The 17,819-nt window shown below is 33.6% G+C and carries 16 protein-coding genes; 15 read left to right on the forward strand and 1 reads right to left on the reverse strand.

Annotated elements, in window-relative coordinates:
* Nucleotides 1-204 precede the first annotated feature (204 nt).
* From RWZ86_RS03835 to RWZ86_RS03875, 9 genes are all read left to right on the forward strand, one after another.
* Nucleotides 205-1,293, forward strand: coding sequence for a spermidine/putrescine ABC transporter substrate-binding protein (locus RWZ86_RS03835; RefSeq protein ID WP_314680160.1), 1,089 nt, complete (start codon nt 205-207; stop codon nt 1,291-1,293).
* Between the two features lies 1 nt (nt 1,294).
* On the forward strand, nt 1,295-2,884 hold the full coding sequence (locus RWZ86_RS03840; RefSeq protein WP_314680161.1) for an amidohydrolase: 1,590 nt from the start codon (nt 1,295-1,297) through the stop codon (nt 2,882-2,884).
* A 211-nt stretch (nt 2,885-3,095) separates the two neighbouring features.
* Complete coding sequence (locus tag RWZ86_RS03845; RefSeq protein WP_314680163.1) at nt 3,096-3,791, forward strand: cytochrome c biogenesis CcdA family protein; 696 nt, start codon at nt 3,096-3,098, stop codon at nt 3,789-3,791.
* An 11-nt stretch (nt 3,792-3,802) separates the two neighbouring features.
* Complete coding sequence (locus tag RWZ86_RS03850) at nt 3,803-4,369, forward strand: redoxin family protein (RefSeq protein WP_314680165.1); 567 nt, start codon at nt 3,803-3,805, stop codon at nt 4,367-4,369.
* 348 nt (nt 4,370-4,717) lie between these two features.
* Nucleotides 4,718-5,833, forward strand: a complete 1,116-nt coding sequence (msrB, locus tag RWZ86_RS03855; protein WP_314680167.1) for a peptide-methionine (R)-S-oxide reductase MsrB — start codon at nt 4,718-4,720, stop codon at nt 5,831-5,833.
* A 305-nt stretch (nt 5,834-6,138) separates the two neighbouring features.
* Nucleotides 6,139-6,873: a response regulator gene (locus tag RWZ86_RS03860; RefSeq protein ID WP_314680169.1), complete on the forward strand. Its 735-nt coding sequence runs from the start codon at nt 6,139-6,141 to the stop codon at nt 6,871-6,873.
* Nucleotides 6,870-8,558 (forward strand): sensor histidine kinase, encoded by a 1,689-nt coding sequence (locus RWZ86_RS03865; protein WP_314680171.1) that lies wholly within the window; start codon nt 6,870-6,872, stop codon nt 8,556-8,558. The genes RWZ86_RS03860 and RWZ86_RS03865 overlap by 4 nt, the downstream gene beginning before the upstream one ends.
* A 392-nt stretch (nt 8,559-8,950) precedes the next feature.
* The gene (locus tag RWZ86_RS03870) at nt 8,951-10,204 is read left to right on the forward strand and encodes an NAD(P)/FAD-dependent oxidoreductase (protein ID WP_314680173.1); all 1,254 of its coding nucleotides are present in this window, start codon (nt 8,951-8,953) and stop codon (nt 10,202-10,204) included.
* 223 nt (nt 10,205-10,427) lie between these two features.
* Nucleotides 10,428-11,129, forward strand: a complete 702-nt coding sequence (locus RWZ86_RS03875; protein WP_314680175.1) for a hypothetical protein — start codon at nt 10,428-10,430, stop codon at nt 11,127-11,129.
* A gap of 49 nt (nt 11,130-11,178) precedes the next feature.
* Here RWZ86_RS03875 and RWZ86_RS03880 read toward each other — a convergent pair whose 3' ends face one another.
* Nucleotides 11,179-11,856 (reverse strand): M15 family metallopeptidase, encoded by a 678-nt coding sequence (locus RWZ86_RS03880; RefSeq protein ID WP_314680177.1) that lies wholly within the window; start codon nt 11,854-11,856, stop codon nt 11,179-11,181.
* A gap of 213 nt (nt 11,857-12,069) precedes the next feature.
* Here RWZ86_RS03880 and guaB point away from each other — a divergent pair, with 213 nt between their 5' ends.
* The 6 genes from guaB (at nt 12,070) to RWZ86_RS03910 (ending at nt 17,475) form a co-directional block, all read left to right on the forward strand.
* Nucleotides 12,070-13,548, forward strand: coding sequence for an IMP dehydrogenase (guaB, locus tag RWZ86_RS03885; protein WP_314680179.1), 1,479 nt, complete (start codon nt 12,070-12,072; stop codon nt 13,546-13,548).
* A gap of 187 nt (nt 13,549-13,735) precedes the next feature.
* Complete coding sequence (locus RWZ86_RS03890) at nt 13,736-14,197, forward strand: DNA starvation/stationary phase protection protein (RefSeq protein ID WP_314354962.1); 462 nt, start codon at nt 13,736-13,738, stop codon at nt 14,195-14,197.
* A gap of 143 nt (nt 14,198-14,340) precedes the next feature.
* A complete protein-coding gene (locus RWZ86_RS03895) occupies nt 14,341-15,687 on the forward strand; it encodes an MATE family efflux transporter (RefSeq protein ID WP_314680180.1) in 1,347 nt (448 codons plus the stop codon).
* Nucleotides 15,688-15,857: 170 nt separating this feature from the next.
* Complete coding sequence (gene queF / locus RWZ86_RS03900; protein ID WP_006703907.1) at nt 15,858-16,346, forward strand: preQ(1) synthase; 489 nt, start codon at nt 15,858-15,860, stop codon at nt 16,344-16,346.
* A gap of 11 nt (nt 16,347-16,357) precedes the next feature.
* Complete coding sequence (gene queC / locus RWZ86_RS03905) at nt 16,358-17,002, forward strand: 7-cyano-7-deazaguanine synthase QueC (RefSeq protein ID WP_314680182.1); 645 nt, start codon at nt 16,358-16,360, stop codon at nt 17,000-17,002.
* Nucleotides 17,002-17,475: a QueT transporter family protein gene (locus RWZ86_RS03910; RefSeq protein WP_314112042.1), complete on the forward strand. Its 474-nt coding sequence runs from the start codon at nt 17,002-17,004 to the stop codon at nt 17,473-17,475. The genes queC and RWZ86_RS03910 overlap by 1 nt, the downstream gene beginning before the upstream one ends.
* Nucleotides 17,476-17,819 lie beyond the last annotated feature (344 nt).

The following is a 17,819-nucleotide window of genomic DNA, read 5'->3' on the forward strand; positions in this document are numbered from 1 at the left end:
TTTACTGAATTTATTAAAAAGCACGTCCTAATTTTGATTTCCGTCAAAATCGGGACGTGCTTTCTTCTATTTTTAAGACTTAATGCCCAGCCTCGTTTTTTTCTGTAAAAATTTTTCCATTTCAGAACGTACTAGTTGACGTGAAAGCGATATTTTATTACTATCAACTTATTGTAAAATAACAAGAGAGAAATGAGGTTTTTCATGAAAAAATTAGTGTCTTTAATTTTATCGATTTTAGTCGTTGTACTTTTACTATTAGGAGTAAAAAAATATATTCAATCGCAAGAAATTTCTGCAGATGAATCTGCTTCTAGTGAAAAACAGCAGCTCTATTTATTTAACTGGGGAAATTATATCGACCCAGATTTGATTAAAGAATTTGAAGCAGAAACAAATATTCAAGTGGTCTATGAAACTTTCGATTCAAATGATGCGATGGAAGCTAAATTAAAACAAGGTGGTACGCGATATGACATCGTATTTCCAAGTGAATCGAGTATTACGAAATTAGTCAATCAGAATTTATTACAACCATTGGATCATTCGAGAATTAAAGGTTTAGAAAATATTTCGCCATTTTTATTAAATAGTCCAGTGGATCCTGGAAATCAATATACAGTTCCTTATTTCTGGGGGACTGTTGGGATTATGGTGAATACAAAATATATTGATCCAGAAAGTATTACAACTTGGAATGATTTATGGAAGAGTGAATTTCGTAATAAAATTTTATTATTAGATGGAAATCGTGAAACAATGGGATTAGCATTGCAGTCATTAGGTTATTCACTTAATTCAAAAGATGCAGCTCAATTAAAAGAAGCAGAATTAAAAATTAAAGCATTAAATCCAAATGTACGTGCTGTATTAAATGAAGAAATTAAAACAATGATGAAATTAGAAGAAGCCCCAATTGGAATTGGTTATTCAGGAGATGCGGCTGCTGTAGCAGAAGCTAATCCAGCTGTTCAATATATTTTACCACAAGATGGAAGTGCCGTTTGGACAGATAACTTTGCTTTATCTTATAATGCAGAAAATATTGAAGGAGCGTATGCATTTATTAATTTTATGCTTCGTCCTGAAAATGCCGCTAGAAATGCAGCGTTTGTAGGATACGCTACACCAAATGAAGCAGCAAAAGCTTTACTAGATGAAGAAGTAGTTTCAGATGAAACATTTTACCCATCACAAGAAGTGATTGAAAGTTTAGAGCATTATGAATATCTTGGAACAGAATGGATTTCCAACTATAATGATGCCTTTTTAAATTTTAAAATGGAGTTATAATATGCATTATTTTGTTAAAAGTAAACATCTCTTTATTGGAGATTCAAAAGAAACGATTGAAGGAATATTAGAAATAAAAGATGGGAAGATTGCAGCAATTCTTCCTTATGATAAAGAAGTAGACGGAGAAATAATTGATACAGGGGAACAAATGGTTACTCCTGGATTTATTGATGCGCATGTGCATTTATACTTATCTAGTTTAATTCATTTAGGGAAGATGAAAGCAGTCGGAGCTCCTTCGATTGAAGAAGTTGTTGCTCAAGCAAAAGAAATTCCTGTTTATAATGGATGGAAAATTGGAATTGGTTGGTATGCGAGTGATTTTGGACAACAAGTTTTACCAACAAAGGAAGATTTAGATAAAGCTTCCAATGAAGTTCCAATTTGCTTGATTGCAGGAGATGCACATACGATTTGGCTGAATACAAAAGCATTAGAAGAATTAGGGTTAACGAGTGAAAATATTCCTTCTGAAATTGGTGGTGAAGCTGTCAAAAAAGATGGTGAGCTAACAGGAGTATTTTTAGAAGCGATTGCGATTTATTATTTATCTAAAGTACTTTCAATTTATGAAGAGGAGTCTAAAGTAGCGTTATTAGACTATATGAAACATTTGAATGCAATGGGAATCACAGCAGTTGGTGATGTTGCATTAACAGGAGAAAGTCCGGATGATATTGTTTATCCAAAACTTTATTCTAGTGTAGAAGATGATGCAACGGTTCGAGTAAGCTTCTTCCCAGCGATGCGTGAAGAAGTTGAAGAAAATCGTCGTCTCTATCAAATTTATCAATCTCCAATGTTGCAAATGGGTGGCGTGAAACAGTTTTATGATGGGGTGACAAGTTCGCATACTGCTTACTTAAAGGAACCATACCCAATGCCATTTTTTGAAGGAGATGTGGGAGGTCCACTTTTAACGGAAGAAAAAATGGAACGATTGACTTTATTAGCCAACCAAGAAGGTTGGCCAATGCGTATTCATACAGTTGGAGATAGAGCCGTCGAATTAACATTATTGAATTTCAAACAAGCGCAAGAAAAATACCCATTTGATAAGCCTTATAAATTCAATACGATTGAGCATCTAGAAGTGATGGATCCAAAGGACTTGCCGTTGACTGCTCAAAAATCTCTTATTGTTTCAGTTCAACCAAGCCACTTATTAGTGGGGTATGAAACATTAGATGAAGAAGTTGGGGAAACTCGTGCAAAACAAATGTTTCCGTTTAAATCCTTTATTAATCAGGGAGCAACTTTAGCATTTGGAACAGATACTCCGGTAGTACTAAATGTAACTCCATTTGAAACGATGTACTTTGCTGTGGCTCGTCAAACAGTTGAAGGGCTACCTAAACCAGCATTGATGCCTGAACAAAGAATTAGTGCTCAAGAAGCTCTGTTTGCTCATACAAATGGAGCAGCAAAATCATTAAGTCGTTTAGATATTGGAACATTAGAAGTAGGAAATTTTGCAGATTTTGTTATTTTATCGAAAAATTTCTTAGATGAAAGTCCTGAAGAAATTTTGAAAACAAGTGTCGTAGCGACTTATATTAACGGAAAAAAAGTGTTTGAAAGACACTAATGAAGAAATGAAGAGAAAAACTTTTTGCTGTATTAGCATGAGTGATGAACCACTTTTTGGAGATACTTATGAACTGAATACGGTAGAAAGTTTTTTCTATTTTATTTTGACAATATATCGTATTAAATTCATGTTTTTTTGTAAAGAATTCTATGTTTTATATTGTAAACAATCATTATACTTAAATTAACAATTAGAAGAGGGTGTATCTATGGATTTATTATTATGGGGTAGCATTTTTGCTGCTGGACTTTTGTCATTTTTCTCTCCATGTGTTTTACCATTATTTCCGGTATATTTTGGAGTTTTAATGAGTGATAGAGGAAGTCGTACAATAAAAGTTGGAAATTTTGAAATTGCGATTTTACCACTTGTTCGAACATTATTATTTGTAGCTGGAATTTCAACAATCTTTTTTGTATTAGGTTTTGCAGCTAGTCTATTAGGACAATTGGTTTATAATCCGTATTTCCATTTAGTGTTAGGAACGATTATTGTTCTATTAGGTTTACATCAAATGGAAGTGTTTCAGCTAACTACTTTACAAAAGCAAAAGATGGTACAGTTTGAAACAGATGGCAAGCATTCGTTATGGAGTAGCTATTTGTTAGGAGTTAGTTTTAGTTTTGGTTGGACACCATGTGTAGGTCCAGTTTTAAGTTCTGTCCTAACATTAGTAGCAACTCAACAAGCAAGTATTTTTTATGGAATGTTTTTATTAGCGATTTATATTTTAGGTTTAGCCATTCCGTTTTTAGCTTTAGCAATTGCATCTACTACAGCGATGAAAGCTTTTAATCTTGCGAAAAAGCAATTATATCTCTTAAAGAAAATCGGGGGGCTTGTCATTATAGGAATGGGAGCTTGGATTATTTTTCAACAAATACAAATTTTATTACAAAGATAGGAGAATGACAGATGAAGAAATGGAAATATGTAGTTCTTGGAGCTAGTTTATTATTAGGAGCTTGTCAACCAATGGGGATGAAAGGGGGAGATACAATGAAAAATTCAACAGATATGACAATGAAAGATAAAAAAGAAGAAACAAAAGCAATGACAACTTCTGCTAAATCTGTGGATGCTAGTTTTAAAACATTTGATGGAAAAGATGTTAAATTATCAGACTATAAAGGAAAGAAAGTTTATATTAAAGTATGGGCTTCATGGTGTCCAACTTGCTTAGCTGGGTTAGCAGATATTGATTCTTTTGCGGCTAATCATTCTGATGATACGGTTGTTTTAAGTGTAGTGGCTCCTGGAGTGAATCGTGAGAAAAAAGCAGAGGATTTTAAAGAATGGTTCTCTGGATTAGACTATAAAAATTTACCTGTATTAATGGCAGAAACTCCAGATTTCTTTAAGCAAGTGGGAGTTATAGGTTATCCTACATCAGTATTTATTAATCAAAATGGAGAATTAGTGCAAGCTCATCCAGGGCATCTATCAAATGAGGATATTCAGAAACAACTGGATAAAATGTAATTTTCTTTTATGAATAAGACTTTAGCTATAGTAGCAGAGGGCGGCAGCAGCCTCGCAAAAATGCGAGTCTCATGCCGAAAATTTGAGCCTAGGGTCTCAAATTTTCCTGTCCAATAAGCCAATGGTGGCTTTTTGGACTAATACTACTATGGCAAGTCTTTTCGGGTAGAATATCATATATATGAGAGGACGTATGAATAAGACTTTAGCTATAGTAGTAGAGGAAGGAAGCAGCCCTGAGTTCTCATGTTAATACTACAATGCAAGTTCTTTTCTTGATTTAGTTAGTATCGTCCAAACGAATAAATAGATTCAAAATATCTCGATAAAATATAGGGAGTGGTTAAAATGGAGAAAAAGATCATTATTGGTTTAGTAGCGTTGTTAGTATTAATGATTGCAGCTTATTATGTCATCAATCCAAATCCATCGAATGTAAAAGCGAATGGAAATCCGATTGAGAAAAAAGTTAGTTCTCTTATTAAGCAGCAAGAAATTAAGAAGTCAAGTCGTAAAGGGGAGAAAGACATGAAAGAAATTTATTTAGCAGGTGGATGTTTTTGGGGTCTAGAAGAATATTTTTCAAGAATTAATGGGGTAGAAGATGCTGTTAGCGGGTATGCAAATGGAAAAGTAGAAACAACAAACTATCAATTAATTCATGATACGGATCACGCAGAAACTGTAAAAATTACATATGATGCAAAAGTAGTATCCCTTAGAGAAATTTTATTATATTACTTTAGAGTGATTGATCCATTATCAGTGAATAAACAAGGAAATGATGTTGGACGTCAATATCGTACAGGTATTTATTATCAAAATGATGAAGATAAAGAAATTGTTGAACAAGTAGTAGCAGAAAAAGAAGAACAATTAGGAAAGAAAGTTGCAATTGAAAGAGAAAATCTTAGAAACTTTGTTGTTGCAGAAGATTACCATCAAGATTATTTAAAGAAACATCCAAATGGGTACTGCCATATTGATGTAACTAAAGCAAATGATCCTGTCATTGATGCAAGTTTATATCCATTACCAGATGATGAAACATTAAAAGCTACATTAACGAAAGAGCAATATGCGGTCACTAGAGAAAACCGAACAGAGATAGCTTTTTCTAATAAGTATTGGGATAATCATGAAGCAGGGATTTATGTGGATGTAGCAACTGGGGAACCACTTTTCTCTTCAAAAGATAAGTTTGATTCAGGTTGTGGTTGGCCAAGTTTTACAAAACCTATTTCTTCTGAAGTAGTGACTTATAAAGAAGATACAAGTTTTAATATGAAACGAATTGAAGTTCGCAGTCGCATTGCGGATTCACATTTAGGGCATGTATTTGATGATGGACCTCAAGAAAAAGGAGGATTACGTTTCTGCATTAATAGTGCATCTATCCGTTTTATTCCATTAGCAGAGATGGAAGAAAAAGGTTATGGATTTTTGATGGATTTTGTTAAATAAGACTTTAGCTGTTGTAGCAGGGGACGGCAGCAAACCTTCGGTTTCATGCCTAAAAATTGAGCCTTGGTCTCAATTTTTCCTGTCCAATAAGCCATACTTGACTTATTGGACTAATGCTACAACGGCAAGTCTTTTTTGGTTAGGAGCATATATATGAGAGGGCGTAATGAATAAAACTTTATCTATAGTAGTAGAGGACGGTTTTCCGTCCTTTGTTACTATATCCAGAAGTATTTTCTCTTTATTCACTCTTTCGGTTAATTTTTTTAAAAAGGAGGAGTATAATAGAATAAGGAGGGATGAGTATGTATTCACTGTTAATTGTCGAAGATGAATCTCTTGTTAGAAGAGGCCTCACTTCACTTATTGATTACAAACAATTAGGGATTTCTGATGTACGAGAAGCTGAAAATGGTAAACAAGCTTGGGAAATGATTCAACAACAACAACCTGACATTATACTAACCGATATTAATATGCCACAAATGGATGGTATTACATTAGCTCAACAAGTCAAATTACACTATCCTCATACACATATCGTATTTCTAACAGGATATGATTACGTCGATTATCTACTATCTGCATTGAAATTAGGAGCAGACGATTATTTACTAAAACCTATTTCTAAAAAAGAAATTGAAGCATTTTTTGTCACAGTCGTTGGTAAATTAGAAAAAGAACGAAAAGAAAACCAAATTCATCAAGTAGAAATTATTTCAGAAGAAACAGAAATTGAAAAACTCATTCATAGCCAATTAGATAATTCTGATCTTTCTCTTGTAAAAGTTGCAGAACAATTAGGCTTTACTCCTAATTATGTCAGTGTCTTAATTAAGAAAAAATTAGGAATGACATTTCAAGATTATGTCATTACTCAACGAATGAATAAAGCAAAAGTACTACTATTATCTACATCCATGAAAATTTATGAAGTAGCTTTAGCAGTAGGAATGGAAGATGTGAATTATTTTTCAGTTCGATTTAAACAAATTTTCGGAGTAACACCAAAACAATTTCAAAAAGGAGTAGAATCATGAAGAAAAACTCCTTATTCATTACATTAACAACTTATTTATTGGGAATGTTATTTTTGATTTTAATTCTTGTTGGCAGTGTCTTTTATTGGAAAAGTAGTGAATTGTTTAAAGAGAATGTATCGGGACAAACAACTGCTAAAATTGATACAAGTGCTCGATATATTGAACAATATGTCTCTCAATTAAAATATACTGTGAACGCTATTGCTAAAGAGGTAGAAGTGGTTCAATTTGCTCAAGAAAAAGAAAATAATTCGCAATTAAGTATTCGAAATTGGCTAGAAGCCTTTATGAAAAGTAATGAACATTTTGTATCTATGACGATTGTGACAAAGGATGGAAGAATTGTTTCAAGTGATCAGAATCTTCAATCTGCTAATTCGAATGAATTAATGATGCAAGAATGGTATCAACAAGCTATTGACTTATCTCATAATCCAGTTTTATTACCAAGTCGCTTGCAAAATGAAAAATATGTATTATCTATTAGTCAAGAAATTTTGTCTAAAACAAATGAAAGTTTAGGAGTCGTTCGATTTGATATTGATTCTCACGCTCTTGAAAATTATATTAAAGAACTTTCTCTTGGTAGTGAAGGATATGCGTTTGTGATTAATACAGAGGGAAAAATCATTTATCATCCTGATAACGAAGTTTTTCAATCTGTCGATAAGCAAATGTCTGCAGAAGATATTGCAAAAAGTCCAATGGATTCTATGCTAGGGAAAAATTTTTTTGTACATAAAATTTCTATTGATAATTGTAATTGGGTATTAGTAGGAGTTAGTACTTTTTCACAATGGGAACAATTATCGAAGCAATTATTTATGATTGTCTTTAGTATTGCGATTTTAAGTTTTATTGCCTGTTCAATTGGAATGGTTGTTATTTTAAGACATCATTTATCACCTATTCAACACTTGGAAGAAACAATGCAGGAAGTTGAAAAAGGTCAAACTGATTTACGAGCTATTCCAAATGGTGCTAGTGAATTTCAACAATTAGCTCATCATTTTAATCATATGTTAAATCATTTAGAACAATTAATGATGGAGGCTAGAAAGCAAGAACAATTGGCAAGAGTATATGAATTAAAGGCCTTATCGAGTCAGATTAATCCACATTTTTTATATAACACACTGGATACGATTATTTGGATGGCGGAGTTCCAAGATACAACTCGTGTTGTTTCAATTACAAAAGCACTTGCGACTTATTTTAGATTAGCTTTAAATGGAGGAGAAGATTTAATTTCCCTTTCTAAAGAACTGGACCATGTAAGACAGTATTTATTTATCCAGCAACAAAGATATGAAGAAAAATTATCTTATGAGATTCAAGTAGATGAAAATATTCCAGATATATTGTTACCTAAATTAGTACTCCAACCATTAGTAGAAAATGCTATTTATCATGGTATTAAGGAAATTAATCGACCAGGAAGAATACAGTTGACGGTTCAGTATCATTTTCCTTATATAAAAATTACGATTGAAGATAATGGAGTAGGTTTAAAGAAACAAGGTGCTTCTAATAAAGCTTTAGGAGGAGTTGGAATTCAAAATGTACAAGAAAGATTAGCGTTATATTTTGGAGAAGAGTTTAAAATGGAATTTGATTCAGTAGAAAATTCTTATACAAAAGTAATTCTAACGATTCCTGTTTCCTTAGAATCGCAGAAGTAAAAATAGAGAAAATACTTTTATAGTAACAAGACCGAGGCTCGAATTTTAGGTATGAGACTTGCGAGGCAAGGCTGCTACCGTCCTTTGTTACAATAACAAAAAGTATTTTCTCGTTTTTTTTAACACACTATTTCCTTAGAAACGTCCAAGTGAATAAAGAGAAAATACTTCCCGTAGTAACAAGCCCACTAGTAACCATGGAATGGTTACTAGTGGAAGGGAAATTCGAGACCAAGGCTCGAATTTTAGGCATGAGACTTGCGGTAGCAAGGCTGCTGCCGTCCTTTGTTACTATATCCAAAAGTATTTTCTCTTTATTCACCTTATAGTTTGACGGTCAAGTATCATTTCCCTTATAGTAAAATTACGAATAAAGATACAAAGGAGAAAATATGAAAGTCATTGTAGTAGGTGGAGGAACAAGCGGACTAATGGCAAGTGTTAGTGCAGCATTAGCAGGCGCAGAAGTAATTCTACTAGATAAAAATCCAAGCTTAGGACGAAAATTACTCTTAACAGGAGGAACACGTTGCAATGTAACAAATATCCGATCAAGAGATGAAATTATTAAACACATTCCAGGAAACGGACGCTTCTTACATAGCGCCTTTTCTCAATTCGATAACCAAGATATTATCGATTTTTTCCAAAACCGAGGAGTTCAATTAAAAGAAGAAGACCATGGAAGAATGTTTCCAGTATCCGATTCTGCCAAAACCATTTTGAATACATTTATCGAAGAAATTAAACGATTAGGCATTCAAGTAAGAACAAATGTAAAAGTTAAAGCGATTCGACTAGAAGAAGGACAGTTTTCAGCAGTGGAATTAGATACTGGTGAAAGAATTGAAGCAGATGCAGTTATTTTAGCGCTAGGTGGGAAATCCTATCCGAAAACAGGGTCAACTGGAGATGGATACGGAATTGCACGAAGTGTAGGACATACCATTACACCACTATTTGCCACAGAAGTCCCTTTAACAAGTAATGAAACTTTCATTAAAGAAGGTATATTACGAGCTCTTTCTTTAAGAAATGTTGCACTAAGCGTATTGAATAAAAAGGGAAAAGCAGTTGTGACGCATCAAATGGATATGATTTTCACTCATTTTGGAATTAGTGGACCAGCCGTATTACGTTGCTCAAGCTTTGTTCATCAAGTGCAACAAAAGGACAATGTCTCAGAAGTTACAATGTCATTAAATATACAACCTGATTTAACAAAACAGGAATTATTAGAAAAATGGCAAGAGTGGAAAGAAAATAATCCACAAAAAACAGTGAAGACACCATTAAAAGAATGGATGCCTGAACGATATGCAGAATTTTTACTCCAACAAATTGGCCTGTCTTCTCAAAAAGTGATTGGTAAAATGAATGATCAAGAAGTACAACAATTATTGAACGCGATTCAAGATTTTAGATTTACAGTGGGTGGAAGTTTACCAATTGAAAAAGGTTTTGTAACGGGTGGAGGAATTCAACTAAAAGAAGTGGATCCAAAAACATTAGAATCAAAAATTGCTCAAGGAGTGTATTTCTGTGGAGAATTATTAGATATTCATGGATATACTGGAGGTTATAATATTACAGCAGCATTTGTAACAGGATATGTTGCTGGATTACATGCTGCACAAGGTTGGTAAAAAAATGAAAAGAGCATAGTTTCGTCATAAAATATTCATAATTAGAGACTATACTTTAGTCATTCCCAAAGAATAATATTTACCTCCCAAAAGTAAATAAACTCTATCCTTTTTTCTCCGGCAAAAAATTGCCGGAGTTTTTTGATTTTTGTAACGAATTAAGGTTTGTTGTGATATAATGACAACGAAACAGTTAAATGAATCGAGGTGTATCTCTTTCAATATGGTAAAATTGGGAGAAAGAATTGTAGAAAAAGGAATTCGTTTATTACCGTTAATGGACTTATCCCAAGTGGATACAAGTGAAGCTAGACCAATTCCGGAAGCAAAATCAAAATTAGAAATTATCGTTCATGCAATGGAAATTGGCATGGGAGTTTTAGGACATGTAGATATTTGTATTGAAGGCTATGTATACTCTTATGGAAATTATGATGAATTAGCTTGTATTTTAAATGGAGCTAGAGGTGAAGGTGTATTATTAAAAGCACCAAGAGAAGATTATTTCAAATTTTGTAAGAGACATTACCAAAAAACTTTATATATTTATAGTTTAGAAGTGACTGATGAACAAGTACAATTAATTAAAAATCGCTTGGAAAAAGTATTGAAGGAATCATTTACTTGGTCACCTCCAGATGATATTTGTTCGTTTAATCCTGTAAGTGAAAAGTTAGAAGAAATGTATGCGTATTTCATGGTACAATGCATGCCTGTAACTTTTTATAAATTTAGAAAAACACAATTTAAATTGTATACGATGTGGAGAAATAATTGTTTATTATTTGTCGATTATTTAGTTTCCGCATTAAAAGTAAGACCTCTTCGTGCAAGAATGACAACTTTCCCAAGTTTGTATCAAGAACGATTAGAATCTTTAAAAGAAAAACAACATTCAATCGTGACTGACTGTCAGATTTATTAATGCTAAAATAACCGTTAATCACTATGATTAACGGTTATTTTCTTTAGTATCAATCGGCGTAATTGCCACCTTCAACACCAAAATATTCTTCCAATGTTTGTTTTGAAGTATAGATTTTTTCTGCAATATCCCCTACATATCTTAAATGCCAGGCTTCTGCTTGATAACCCGTAATGGCTTCTTTTCCTTCTTGGAATCTTACGATAAAGCCATATTTATGGGCGTGTTTATGCAACCATTCAATGGCTTTTTCATCTTGAGGATTTTCTCCTAATAATCCACCAGCTCCGTTTAAAATATCAAAAGCAAGACCTGTTTGGTGTTCGCTATATCCTGGACGAGCAGAATAAGTATCTGCTGCTTCTTTTCCATCTTTATTCACATAATTTTGATAAAGCTGAGTTTGGTATTCATAGGAACGAAATCCACTATATTGATTGCTAATACTGAAACCTAGTTCTTGCATTTTTTGAATAAGTTCCCTCACTTTTTCCCCAGCAATTGGATTTTCTCCTGGATTATAATCTGCAGGAAGTTTGTGTTTTTTATTAACGACCATTTGAATGCCTAATGATAGATCAGCTTCTCCATTACTTTTCTGAATCGTTAGAGTAGTTTGTTCAGTTGTAGTAGCCGTTTGAGTGCTTTCTGTCTTGTTTTCTGTTGTATTAGAGTGACAAGCTGTTAAAAATGCTAGACTTGCTACCATATAAATGAATTTTTTCATCATAATCCCCCTTTATTCTTCCTGTTTATTGTAGCACAGATATTGTAATGAAAAAATGTAGAAATGAAAATTAGGAAAATAAGAATATTTTTGATTCAAAATACGAAAAATGTTCATAAATTAACCGTTTTCTAATGAAAAAACACTTGAATTTTATTCAGTTCGTGGTATAGTAGCTATTAAAAAAATTATCGATTCTAGGAGGTCTCCATTATGTCCATGTGGGAAACGAAGTTTCAAAAAGAAGGTTATACGTTCGATGATGTACTATTAATTCCAGCAGAAAGTCATGTGCTACCAAATGATGTGGATTTACAAGTACAACTTGCAAAGAATTTATTGTTAAAAATTCCATTGATGAGTGCGAGTATGGATACTGTTACAGATTCTACAATGGCGATTGCGATTGCTCGTCAAGGTGGCTTAGGCGTTATTCATAAAAATATGTCCATCGAAGCGCAAGCTGAAGAAGTTCATAAAGTGAAACGTTCTGAAAGTGGCGTTATTTTGAATCCATTTTTCTTAACTCCGAAACATTCTGTACAAGAAGCAGAAGCATTAATGGCAAAATATCGTATTAGTGGAGTTCCAATTGTGGAATCATTTGAAAATCAAAAATTAGTCGGTATTTTAACGAATCGTGATTTACGTTTTATTACAGACTATTCTATTGAAATTGAAGATGTGATGACGAAGGAACCATTAATTACAGCACCAGTGGGAACTTCTTTAAAAGAAGCAGAAAGTATTTTACAAAGACATAAGATAGAAAAACTTCCATTAGTAGATGAAAAAGGAAACTTATCAGGATTAATTACCATTAAAGATATTGAGAAAGTTATCGAATTCCCAAATTCGGCAAAGGATAAGCATGGACGATTATTAGTAGCCGCAGCAGTCGGTATTACTTCTGATACTTTTGAACGTGCGAAAGCTTTATTAGAAGCTGGGGTAGATGCGATTGTTATTGATACAGCACATGGACATAGTGCAGGAGTCATCCGTAAAATTAAAGAAATTCGTGAAACATTCCCAGATGCAACGCTAATTGCAGGAAATGTTGCAACAGCAGAAGGTACTCGTGCTTTATTTGAAGTGGGAGTGGATGTTGTAAAAGTAGGGATTGGACCAGGTTCGATTTGTACGACACGTGTGGTAGCTGGAGTAGGAGTTCCTCAAGTAACTGCAATCTATGATGCTGCGACAGTTGCAAGAGAATATGGAAAAGCGATTATTGCAGATGGTGGTATTAAATATTCAGGAGATATTGTTAAAGCAATTGCTGCTGGTGGACATGTCGTTATGTTAGGTAGTTTATTAGCAGGAACTGATGAGTCTCCAGGTGAATTTGAGATTTATCAAGGACGTCGTTTTAAAACGTATCGTGGAATGGGTAGTTTAGCGGCGATGGAAAATGGTTCGAGTGATCGTTATTTCCAATCTAAAAATGAAGCGAATAAGCGTGTTCCAGAAGGAATTGAAGGTCGTGTAGCGTATAAAGGAGCTGCTAGTGATATTATTTATCAAATGATTGGTGGTTTGCGTTCTGGTATGGGATATGTTGGAGCGCATAATTTAGAGGAGCTTCGTGAAAATACGCAATTTATTCGTATGAGTGGTGCTGGATTGAGAGAGAGTCATCCACATGATGTACAAATTACCAAAGAAGCGCCTAATTATTCCGTCCAATAAGAGGTATAAATAGGACTTTGTCTGTAGTAGTAAGGGACGGCAGCAAACCTTCGTTTTCATGTCTGTTTGCTACGGCGAAAAGTCCATTTATTTCTTTATTATTTAAAAATTTATAAAAATCATGAGCATTCTAGTTTAGAATTATTCTATTCTGTGATATACTCTATTCATAAAGGGGGAATGACAAATGTCAAAAGAAAAAACAAAATTAGTATTAAATCAATTAGTAGCTGACTTAAGCCAACAAGCAGCAATTATTCACCAAGTACACTGGTATATGCGTGGACGTGGATTTTTAACATTACACCCAGCAATGGATAAATTAATGGATGAAATCAACGCTCAATTAGACGAAGTATCAGAACGTTTAATCACTATTGGAGGAGCACCATATTCAACATTACGTGAATTTGCAGATAACACTAAAATTCAAGATATTCCTGCTTCTTACGAACGTTCAATTGACGAATGGGTAAGACATTTATTAGTAGGGTATGAATACTTAAGAGGTTTATACCAAGAAGGTTTAGAAACAGCTGGAGAAGAAGGCGATGATGTATCACAAGATATCTGCATCGGCTTCAAAGGCGATATTGAAAAAATCATTTGGATGCTACGTGCACACTTAAACGAAGCACCTGGAATCTAATTAAGTCAAACAAAAAGGATGAGATACTCATCCTTTTTTTGTTTGGAGTCATACAATCATTTGAAAGAAATTCATCAAAAGTATAGAATAGTTGAAGAGAAAATGATTTAGAAAAAATAGATACATGATAAAAGGAGGATGAGATGAATTCGAAGGCGTTTTATCAACAAATGTTTGCGATTGCGATACCTGTTGCATTGCAAAGTTTACTAACTTCATTTTTGAACACATTAGATACAATGATGATTTCCTCTCTTGGAGATGCAAGTATTGCTGGTGTTGGATTAGCGAACCAAGTATTTTTCTTATTTACATTAATTTGTTTTGGAATTAATACAGGCTCTTCAGTTTTATTCGCTCAATATTGGGGTGTAAGGGATGTTCCTCAAGTTCGAAAAATTAATCAGGCAAGTTTAATGTTGTCTACAGCTATTTCTGTGGCATTTATGCTTGTTGCAATGGTTTTCCCTTATGGAATTTTAGAATTATTTACCCATGATGCAGCAGTTGTTCAAGCTGGTGGGGATTATTTACGGGTTGCTGCCTTAACATATGTCATTACTGCATGGAGTTTTTCTTTAGGTAGTGCGTTAAGAAGTACAGGAAATCCAAGAGTTCCATTAATAGCAACGATGAGTAGTTTTGTCGCCAATGCTTTCTTTAATTATATTTTTATTTTTGGAAAATTAGGGTTTCCAGCAATGGGAGTTGTCGGGGCAGCATTAGGAACAGTAGTCGCTCGAATCATTGAGATTGGTGTTTTAGTATTTGTCATTAATCGTTATCAAGGACCACTTCAAATTCCGATTCGACATTTGCAAAAAATTCCAAAAGAATTTTGGACGGTCTATTGGAAGACAACTTTGCCAGTTATTGTCAATGAAACATTTTGGGCATTAGGACAAGTGTTTTATAATGCAGCTTATGCGATGGTTGGAACGCAAGCAACTGCAGCGGTGCAAATTGCAGTTGCGATTCAAGGTTTAGCCTTTGTGATTGTCCGTGGGCTAGGAAGTAGTTGTAGTATTATGCTTGGTCAAAGTATTGGGAAAAATAAAATTGAACGAGCGAAAAAAGATGCCAATCGATTTATTATTTTATCCATTATAACGGGTGTAGTCATTGGTGCTATTGAAAGTTTAACGCCACAATGGACATTATTACTATTTGGACATATTAGTCCAGAAGTGTATACTCTTGGCCAACAATTATTACAAGTGATGGGAATCATTTTTATTTTAAAAACGATTAATTCCATTATTGTTGTAGGTGTTTTAAGAGGTGGTGGAGATACTCATTATGGAATGAAATTAGAAATGAGTTGTGTATGGTTAGTCGGCGTACCATTATCTCTTTTAGCAGCAGGAGTGTGGCATTTACCTGTTACTGTAGTTGTTATTTGTGCAGGAATGGAAGAAGTGACAAAAGTAATCGTAGGACTGTATCGTGTTTATTCAAATAAATGGATTCATCGTTTAGTTCAAGACTAGTCAATTCCTTTCATTTATGGTAGAATATTTGTCAGACAGTTCGTAACCATCCTGTCTATAAACAAAACTAGGGCTTATTTGAACATGAAATGATCAATCAATTCCTGGAAAACGATGGTGTTTTTCAGGAATTTTTTTATGTCTAAATAGTCCGGAAAGAAGGAAGAACAATGAGAAAAAACGAAGAAATGGGAGAAATCACACACTTAGGAAGTAAAACAGTTTATCGTGACGATTATGCACCAGAAGTGCTAGAGTCATTCCCAAATAAACATCCGGAAAATGATTATTTTGTAAAATTTAATTGTCCAGAATTTACTTCATTATGTCCAATTACAGGTCAACCTGACTTTGCGACAATTTATATTAGCTATGTTCCAGGAGAACGTATGGTAGAAAGTAAGTCTTTAAAATTATACTTATTTAGCTTTAGAAATCGTGGAGATTTCCATGAAGACTGCATGAATATTATTATGAAAGATTTAGTAAAATTAATGGATCCAAAATATATTGAAGTTTGGGGCAAATTTACACCACGTGGAGGAATCTCTATTGATCCATATTGTAACTATGGAAAACCAGGTACTAAATGGGAACAAGTAGCAGACCACCGTATGATGAATCATGATTTATATCCTGAAAAAGTGGATAACCGTTAAGGAGAATTATGATGAAATTAGTATTATTAAGTGGTGGAGTAGATAGTTCTACTGCATTAGCGCTTGCTTTGAGTCAAGATCCTCAGGTTGAAGCTATTTCATTTTCATATAATCAAAAGCATAAGGAATTGGAATTAGAAGCTGCTAGAAAAATTGCAGACTATTATAAAGTTCCACATCAAATTTTAGAGGTTAGTTCTGTATTTTCAGGAAGTAAATCTTCTTTAAATGCTGGAAATGATATTGAAGTGAGTACAGGAGATTATGCGACTCAAACAGAAGCAAATACCGAAGTGGAGTTTCGTAATGGAATTTTTATTTCGATTTTAGCAGGTATTGCGATGCAAAAAGGAGCTTCTGAAATTTATTTTGGGGCACACTTGGATGATTCTGGAGTCATTTATCCAGACTGTTCACCTGAATTTATTGAAGCGATGAATCAGGCTGTTCAATTAGGAAGTGGAGGCAAAGTTCGATTGACAGCTCCATTTGGACAAGTGAAAAAGAAAGATATTGTCACAAAAGGAGTCGAATTAGGAGTTCCGTATGAATTGACGTATAGTTGCTACAATGGCGTGTATCCTCCATGTGGAAAATGTGGAACTTGTATTGATCGAAATAAAGCCTTTTTAGCAAATGGATTGGAGATTTTATAGTGAATAAAAAACAGATTAGATTATTAACACAAAATACTTTAATAGGAGCGTTATATGTTGTTTTAACATTAATCAATCCTATTTCTTACGGGATGTTTCAATTCCGTTTATCAACTTTATTAATGGGTGTTCCATTTTATAAACCACAATTGTCATTAGGAATTTTAATCGGTGTAATGATTAGTAATATTCCAAGTCCTCTTGGACCGATTGATATTTTATCTGGATTTTTAATTCAATCAGTGAGTTTATATGTTTTTAATCGTATTTTCAAAAATTCTTATGTGAAGAGTGCTGCTTATGGCATTTGGTGTGGTTTTGTAGTAGCTGCAGCATTGTATTACTCTTTACAAGTACCATTCTGGCCTAGTGTATTTGGCGTAGCTGTGTCGAATATTTTATTCGCCTTCTTAGGTACTTTTATTGTTGAAAAATTCTTAAAAGGATTTTTAGATAAAACTGTTGTTGAATAGAAAACGATGTATAGACTTCGAAACGTAATAGTGTTTCGAAGTCTTTTTACGTATAGCTAAAAGATGAAAGAAAAATTTTGTGTTAGTGAGGTTGCCAGCAGCCTCGCTAGCGAGTCTCATGATATTTTCGCAACAAAAATTTTTCTTTCCTTTTTTAGCTGAATTATAAGACGAAGTACAACTGTTTTAAAAACTAAATACTAGTTTTAAACGATATAAACAGTGAAAAAACGCAAATACAATATAAAAGAAAGCAGAAAAATCTTTTTGTAGTGAAAGCAATAGAAGCCAGGGGTGGCTTCTATTGTAGGTAAAAATCGAGACCAAGGCTCGATTTTTAGCCA

The organism is uncultured Granulicatella sp. (genome assembly GCF_963545075.1).
Lineage (GTDB): Bacteria > Bacillota > Bacilli > Lactobacillales > Aerococcaceae > Granulicatella.